Raw genomic sequence first — 7,017 nt, forward strand, 5'->3', positions numbered from 1 at the left:
TTCGCTTTTTTTGCATGGGGAAGCCAGAGGATGCTTCGCTTTTTTTGCATGGGGAGACCAGAGGATGCTTCGCTTTTTGTTCCATGGGGGAAGCCAGATGTTGCTTCGCGTTTTTTGCACGGGGGAGACCAAAGGATGCTTCGCGTTTTTTGCACGGGGGAGACCAGAGGATGCTTCGCTTTTTGTTGCACGGGGGGAACAATAAATTAATCAAAGTCCCCCTTTTTAAGGGGGATTTAGGGGGATCTAAACTTTGAGCGCTAGTTATACAAAGTCTTAAGTTGACACGGATGACAGACGTGCGCCCTCAATACTTGAACAGACCCTAACTAATTGCAAGCAATCTAGTTAGGGATTCTCCCCTGCTGTTACCACGAAGAGCCGCTGTTCTCGGTGAATACCAGGAACTTCTGCCTTGGCATTCCTCCTCGCCATTTCTGAATCGGAGTTAAGACTAAAAAAGCCTTATGAACGCACTAAGATTTTTACCCAGTAGATGCGTTATTGTAACAAATAGTCTCTACTGGAACCTTATAATCTTAAGTTTTCTAGGTTCTACCTGTAGGTCGTGCCGAACAAATAAATGCCGCCGTACCTGTTAGTATTATAGCAAAATTATTAATGTTTCGCTAACCCCATCTAAATCTTGTGATTTTAGATGGGGACTGCGCTCAACCGTTGTTCAACTACTCACCAGTTCCCAATAGACGAAAACGCTCTATCTTAAAGGACAGGTCATTTGCTCGGATTCTTTCTCAAGCTGACGCACTAAGTCTTGATCTCCTTTTGCCCTGGCGACGTCTAAGCGACGTTCCAAGGACTGACAGATATTTTCCAGATGAGTAATGCTGGTTTGCTGGAAGGCTTTTTGGCGCGAATCCTTAAGAAACCAAGAACGAGTTCCAACCATCGTCATCGGTGTCTCGACTGGCGTAGACTTGACAACACGGGGTTCACCTGTGTGATATCCAGCACCCCGCCACTTCAAATCATGGGTAGGTGGGGGTTCGGGAATATGTCTGAGATAATGAAATCGCCAATTTTTACCCCGGTATGTGCCGCCAATCTCGCCTTCGTTTACATCTAATGTGGATGGTGTTTCATCGTAATGAACACCCCGATAACAACGTTTCATCTGCCTTGTCTCCCTTAAGTCTTTTAAAAAAGTGATTTGAATTGAGTGATGTCTAGACTCTAAGCGTCTTAACTGCGCCGATAAGTGACACCTCGATAGGTCAGTTCCACTGACCCTTGGCGTCCAACTGAGCTTGGGCGTCTCCGGTTCAGCTTCGGCTTGTGAATTTTCCAACTGTGACCCCGGTATGTGCCACCAGTCTCACCTTCGGTTACGTCTGCCATTAATGGCTCTGAATCGTAGTTGACTCCTCGATAATGAAGTTTCATGGTTCATGCCTCCGATTGATTTCCACCACCAGCTAATCTCTGCTTGGGGGAAATGAGCTCCTTGCTCTAATTGGACTGAAAACGCATCTGACTTTGGATAGATTCCTGAATTCAGATAGCTTTATCAAAATATTTCTGTATATATTCTTACATTTTTGAGCCAAAAGTGTCAATTATCCAGAAATGATCACATAAAAGCGGTGATTTCCCACTAATTCCAGTACCGAGGCGATGAGGGAGTAGGGGAAGCAGGGGGAGCTGAGGAAGCAGGGGGAGCAGGGGGAGCTGAGGGAGAAAGAGAGTTTTGAACCAAGGACAAATGACAAATGACAAATGACGAATGACAAAAATACCGCCAGTCTCCACAAAACTGGCGGTGTCAATTCTCAGATATTCAGTTCAACTGAGGACAGCGATCTATCCTACATCGCAGAACCAACGCCTGCGTAGGCACCATAGAAGAAAAGACCAACAACGACTAGAACACCTGTTCCAGCAATTGTGGCGACAACCCACAACGGAATTTTTCCACTTCCAGACACGGCTAATACCTCCTAATTCAAGCTAACGAATGATTGAGTTGAGTTAATTAAAGAAATAACTGGAAAAGAGAATGCCCAAAACAAAAACCAACAATAGACCGAGAAACAGAGAGGTCCGGTTCAGTTCAACTGGCTGGTTATTCGGATTGGGAGAACGTTCTGGCATGGATTTTATCTCCTATCGTTGAACAAATTGCATGGCGGCGATCGCGCCGAGGAAAAAGACGGTGGGAACCGCCAGGGTATGAACCGCTAGCCATCTAACGGTAAAAATTGGATAGGAAATTGGTTGATTGGGAGTATTAGTCATGATCTTTTACAGAAATCTCCAAATTTTACTTTACTTTTTGGTAAATTGATCAATTTGCTTTTTCGCCTCGTAGCGATCGCTCACAATCGGAACTTCCTGCTGCGGTTGCGTGAAATACTCGTTTGGACGGGGTGTGCCAAACACATCATAGGCTAGACCTGTGCTGACAAACAGCCAACCCGCAATAAACAAAGCCGGAATTGTGATGCTGTGAATGACCCAATAACGAATGCTGGTAACAATATCGCCGAATGGACGCTCACCAGTAGTTCCTGACATAAATGCTTCCTCCTTCCCAGTAACAGTTATAATTCACTCGACCTTACTATTTTAAAACATCGAGCTAGCTTTATAGCCATGATCAAGCCGAGATGACAGTCAACTAATTTATCAGCGATCAAGCCGTTGTTTTTGCTGGGGGTTCATACTTGAGCAAAACACCTGCTTGACCAATCACAAATCCCTGTTCTGGCGTGATAAAGACAACTTTGTAAAAGTTGGATGGCACATCTTCTACTTCGCGATCTTTGAGCCAAGTTTTGCCACCGTCAAAACTACAAAGCAAATTCCCACTACCTCCGGCGAGCCACACTTCATCGGGAGTTCGGTAGGCTAAATCCAGTAATCCCCAACTGGTGGAAAATTCGGGATAAATTGGCTCTTCCCAAGCCTCTAAATCTTCGCTACCACTAAATTGCAGCATTCCTCCTCGTGCTAATCCCCAGAGACGCCCATCTTCGGTGAATCCCATATTTTGCAGACGCTTAGAACTACTACGTTCATGCTGTTCCCAGGCACTTTGACCCGGTTCCCAGGTTGAGTAAAAGTTCCCCCTAGCTGAAACCGCGACATATTTGCCATCATGGGAACGGGAAATATTGCGAAGTACACCCACCGCTTCTTCGACCTGGGCTTTCCAGGTTTTACCCCCATCCTGGGTTTGGTAAATTGCCCCAATTGTGGTTGTCATCTCTGCTGATTTGGGACCGAGTGCCAAAATCGTGTTCGGGTCTCCGGGTAACTTATCACTTAAGGGTATACGTACCCAGGAAGCACCACCATCAGTGGTATGCAGTAGAATTGATGGTTCGCCCACAATCCAGCCTTCGTCATCCGCAAAACTCACCGATGTGAAACGATATTTATTCTCATCTCCAACATCAAGGACTTTCTCCTGCCAGGTTTCGCCACCATCGGTGGTTTCCAGGAGTGTGGAATTGCTGCCAACGAGCCATCCATGACTTGGGTTATCGGTAAACCCAATATCCCGTAGCGTTTCTTGGGTGGGTAAGGAAACCAGCTCCCAAGGGTTATAGCTCAAGGGTTCGGCATACTTACAACTAACACACAAGCAGGCGATCGCGAAGACTATTAAGATTCGTTTCCAGGTTTTCATGAAATCGCTCATTGGCAACATGCTGTCGTTTGGCGTAACTGAGACATTGGTGTATTAAGGAATTGCCTCCTCGGTTCAGCGCAGTCCGTATAAACTTATAAAGAAGATAACACCTAGCAGTAAGGCTCCAAAAATCAAGACATTTTTTTGACCTGGGGTCAAACGGTTCACCCCAAAGCCATAGTTGAGGTTCTCTTGAAACCCAGAGGGGGTACCACTGGCACCAATATCCTGAAATTGGGGCTTTTTCGCACCGCATACTGGACAACGCCAGTCGCTGGGTAGCTCTTCAAAGGGCGTCCCAGCGGCGATATTACGGTTACTATCTCCCTTGTTTGGCTCGTAAACGTAGCCGCAAGAGCGGCATTCATAACGACTTGGCGCTTGTTCGGCTAAGGTTTGCTCGTTAGCTGGTTCGATCATCGCTGGCTTTCATTAAGTTGATGCAGCAAATCTTAAAACGTATGTTAAAAAATTTATCATAATAACCGACATTACGCACCAGGGAAGATGAGGGAGATGGGGTGATGGGGTGATGGGGTGAGGGGGAGATGGGGAAGATGGGGTGATGGGGGAGCAGAGGAAGCTGGGGGAGAGTGTGTAGGGGCGGGTTTTACCACTAACGTTTCGTTTTCACCCTGATATAACTAAACCCGCCCCGACCTAACCGTTCAATTATCACAAATGACGTAGCTTGCTTCTTTTCGGGAAGAGAGTAGGACAAATGACAAATGACGAATGACAAATGGCAAATGACAAACCTTTATCTAGATCGCGCAATTCGCCAACTTAATAAAATAACTGGAATTATCCCAACAACAACGATCGCTAATGCAGGTGCAGCCGCCTCGACTAACCGCTCATCCGATGCCAGATTGTAAACGCGCACGGCAAGGGTGTCAAAATTAAAGGGTCGAATAATTAAAGTTGCTGACAATTCCTTCATTACGTCCACAAACAGCAACATCCCCGCCGTGAGTAATCCCCCCCACATCATCGGTGCATGGACTTTGACTAAGGTACTCGTGGGACTGTAACCCAAGGAACGGGCAGCATCATCTAAACTAGGCTTAATTTTACTTAAACTGGCTTCCACACTATTGAACGATACGGCAAGGAAGCGCACCAAATAGGCATAAACTAAGGCTGTAATCGTGCCACTGAATAGTAAGCCTGTGGATATACCAAATATCGCCTGCATCCCCGCATCAATGGCATTATCCAGTCTGCCAATGGGAATCAGAATTCCGACAGCAATCACTGAACCCGGTACAGCATAACCCATCGCCGCAATCCGCGTGGCTAAACGCATCACCAGGGTTGATCGCAACCGTAATCCATAGGCGATAATGACTGCGATCGCAACACCTAAAACCCCTGTAACCACTGCCAGGATAAAACTATGACGGGCATAAACCCAAAACTCGCCCTTTAGCGTCGTCGTGGTATTTTTTAGCGTCATCTCCAGCAGAAGTCCGGCTGGAAGTAAAAACCCCAAACTTAATGGCACAAAACAGGCCAACGCCGCGCCGGTTCCGCGTATACCCTCTAACTGATAACTGGGCAGTTGGCGATAACTGGTTGTATTTTGATAATATCTTGCTTGACGCCGTGACCATCGCTCTAACCAAATTAACGCCAAAATCAATAACAGCAGAAATGCCGCTAATTGGGCGGCGGCGACTCGTTCCCCTAAACCAAACCACGTCCGATAAATACCTGTGGTGAACGTCTGCACACCAAAATACTTTACCGTGCCAAAATCATTCAGCGTTTCCATTAAGGCTAATGCTATACCCGCGGCGATCGCGGGACGGGCTAAGGGTAATGCTACAGTAAAGAAACTGCGCCACGGACTACACCCCAGACTGCGGCTGGCTTCTAAAGTACAAACTGATTGTTCTAAAAACGCTACCCGTGCCAATAAGTAGACATAAGGATACAGCACCAGGGTTAACATGAGAATTGCCCCACCCAAGGAACGAATATTGGGAAACCAGTAATCGCCATAACTCCAGCCAAACCCATCCCGTAACGCGGTTTGCACCGGTCCTGAGAAGTCCAAAAAGTCGGTGTAGGTATAGGCTAAGACATAAGCAGGTGCGGCGAGGGGTAATAATAGCGCCCATTCAAACAGGCGAGATCCAGGAAAACGGCACATCGTCACTAACCACGCGGTTCCCACACCGATTAAACCAACACCACAGCCGACGCCAATCATCAGCCAGAACGAATTTGCCATGTAGCGCCATAAAACCGTTTGCGCCAAATGCTGCCAAATCTCACCTGCATCTGTAAAAATATTGCTCAATACAAATAAGACAGGGGTAGCGACTAAAAGCGCGATCGCTAAAACCACCAGCGTCCAGAAATTGATCCGCTGACGTCGTTTTTTTCCGGGAACGAGATCCGGTTTAGGCAGAGTAGAGGTAGATTGAGTCGATTGATTCATCTTAAATACGGCACAAGCAACAGAGCGATTTGCCAGTTACATTATGCTAAGACTACTGTATTAAGTGTTTAAGTGTTAAAGATTGTAGGGGCGGGTTTGACCACTATACTTTGGTTTGTGACCATGATTTCACTAAACCCGCCCTGACCAAATGCAATAATTCTTTGACCAATGACGAATGACCAATGACCAATGACCAATGACCAATGAGCCGAAAAATTATCCGCACAACCAACGCCCCTGCACCTGTCGGTCCTTACAATCAAGCGATCGCAGCCAGAGGAGAACTGATTTTTGTCGCGGGTCAAATTCCCCTTGACCCCAAAACGGGTGCAATTATTGGCGAAAACGATATCACCAAGCAGACGGAACAGGCGATGGCAAATTTAGCCGCGATTCTAGAAGAGGCTGGGGTTCAGATGCAACATATCGTCAAAACTACAGTATTTCTTTCGGATATGAATAATTTTGCGGCAATGAATCAAGTTTATGCCCGCTATTTTGATGAAGCCTCCGCCCCCGCCCGTGCTTGTGTGGAAGTTTCCCGACTTCCCAAAGATGTTTTAGTCGAAATTGAATGTATTGCAATTGTGCCTTAGATATTGCCAGAATGTGGCATTCCAGGACATTGTAGGAATAGTATCAGTAATTATCAGACAGCGCGTACCTTTAGAAAAGGGCGAGTCGATATAGGTTAATTCTCATACCACCTACGATATGCAGCGACTCGCCCCTACAACCGCGATAATCCCAATAATTCCAATAATCCCAATTGCCCCGTTTGCACTTTCAAAAGCGTGAATCAGGAATTATCTAACACCGCATCCATAAAAACAATTGTAGGGGCGACCCGCCGCATTCAATTCACACAACCCAACCCTTAATGTTATCGGGTCGCCCTCCACCAGGTATC

10 protein-coding genes are annotated in these 7,017 nt (G+C 46.5%); 1 reads left to right on the top strand and 9 read right to left on the bottom strand.

Translation table 11 applies throughout. The annotated features are described in order from the left end of the window. Window positions 1-718 precede the first annotated feature (718 nt). From pirA to ACLFWI_RS23630, 9 genes are all read right to left on the bottom strand, one after another. Window positions 719-1,135 (bottom strand): arginine synthesis PII-interacting regulator PirA, encoded by a 417-nt coding sequence (gene pirA, locus ACLFWI_RS23590; protein ID WP_446406169.1) that lies wholly within the window; start codon window positions 1,133-1,135, stop codon window positions 719-721. 68 nt (window positions 1,136-1,203) lie between these two features. Continuing rightward, window positions 1,204-1,404, bottom strand: a complete 201-nt coding sequence (locus ACLFWI_RS23595; protein WP_446406168.1) for a DUF4278 domain-containing protein — start codon at window positions 1,402-1,404, stop codon at window positions 1,204-1,206. 422 nt (window positions 1,405-1,826) lie between these two features. After that, window positions 1,827-1,946, bottom strand: coding sequence for a photosystem II reaction center protein J (locus ACLFWI_RS23600; protein ID WP_006106138.1), 120 nt, complete (start codon window positions 1,944-1,946; stop codon window positions 1,827-1,829). A 43-nt stretch (window positions 1,947-1,989) separates the two neighbouring features. Next, window positions 1,990-2,112: a photosystem II reaction center protein L gene (locus ACLFWI_RS23605; protein WP_006106150.1), complete on the bottom strand. Its 123-nt coding sequence runs from the start codon at window positions 2,110-2,112 to the stop codon at window positions 1,990-1,992. Window positions 2,113-2,124: 12 nt separating this feature from the next. Next, window positions 2,125-2,256 (bottom strand): cytochrome b559 subunit beta, encoded by a 132-nt coding sequence (gene psbF, locus ACLFWI_RS23610; RefSeq protein WP_446334989.1) that lies wholly within the window; start codon window positions 2,254-2,256, stop codon window positions 2,125-2,127. A 30-nt stretch (window positions 2,257-2,286) separates the two neighbouring features. After that, window positions 2,287-2,535 carry a cytochrome b559 subunit alpha gene (psbE, locus tag ACLFWI_RS23615; protein ID WP_006106101.1) on the bottom strand — a complete coding sequence of 83 codons (249 nt, stop codon included), beginning with the start codon at window positions 2,533-2,535 and terminating at the stop codon, window positions 2,287-2,289. Between the two features lie 118 nt (window positions 2,536-2,653). Beyond that, window positions 2,654-3,664: a photosynthesis system II assembly factor Ycf48 gene (locus ACLFWI_RS23620; RefSeq protein ID WP_446414955.1), complete on the bottom strand. Its 1,011-nt coding sequence runs from the start codon at window positions 3,662-3,664 to the stop codon at window positions 2,654-2,656. Between the two features lie 63 nt (window positions 3,665-3,727). Next, a complete protein-coding gene (locus tag ACLFWI_RS23625; protein WP_446414956.1) occupies window positions 3,728-4,075 on the bottom strand; it encodes a rubredoxin in 348 nt (115 codons plus the stop codon). A 340-nt stretch (window positions 4,076-4,415) separates the two neighbouring features. Continuing rightward, complete coding sequence (locus ACLFWI_RS23630) at window positions 4,416-6,104, bottom strand: ABC transporter permease (RefSeq protein ID WP_446414957.1); 1,689 nt, start codon at window positions 6,102-6,104, stop codon at window positions 4,416-4,418. A gap of 206 nt (window positions 6,105-6,310) precedes the next feature. Between ACLFWI_RS23630 and ACLFWI_RS23635 the strand changes: the two genes are divergently transcribed. After that, window positions 6,311-6,703 carry a RidA family protein gene (locus ACLFWI_RS23635; protein WP_446406165.1) on the top strand — a complete coding sequence of 131 codons (393 nt, stop codon included), beginning with the start codon at window positions 6,311-6,313 and terminating at the stop codon, window positions 6,701-6,703. The last annotated feature ends 314 nt before the right edge of the window (window positions 6,704-7,017 follow it).

The organism is Coleofasciculus sp., assembly GCF_046539235.1.
Lineage (GTDB): Bacteria > Cyanobacteriota > Cyanobacteriia > Cyanobacteriales > Coleofasciculaceae > Coleofasciculus.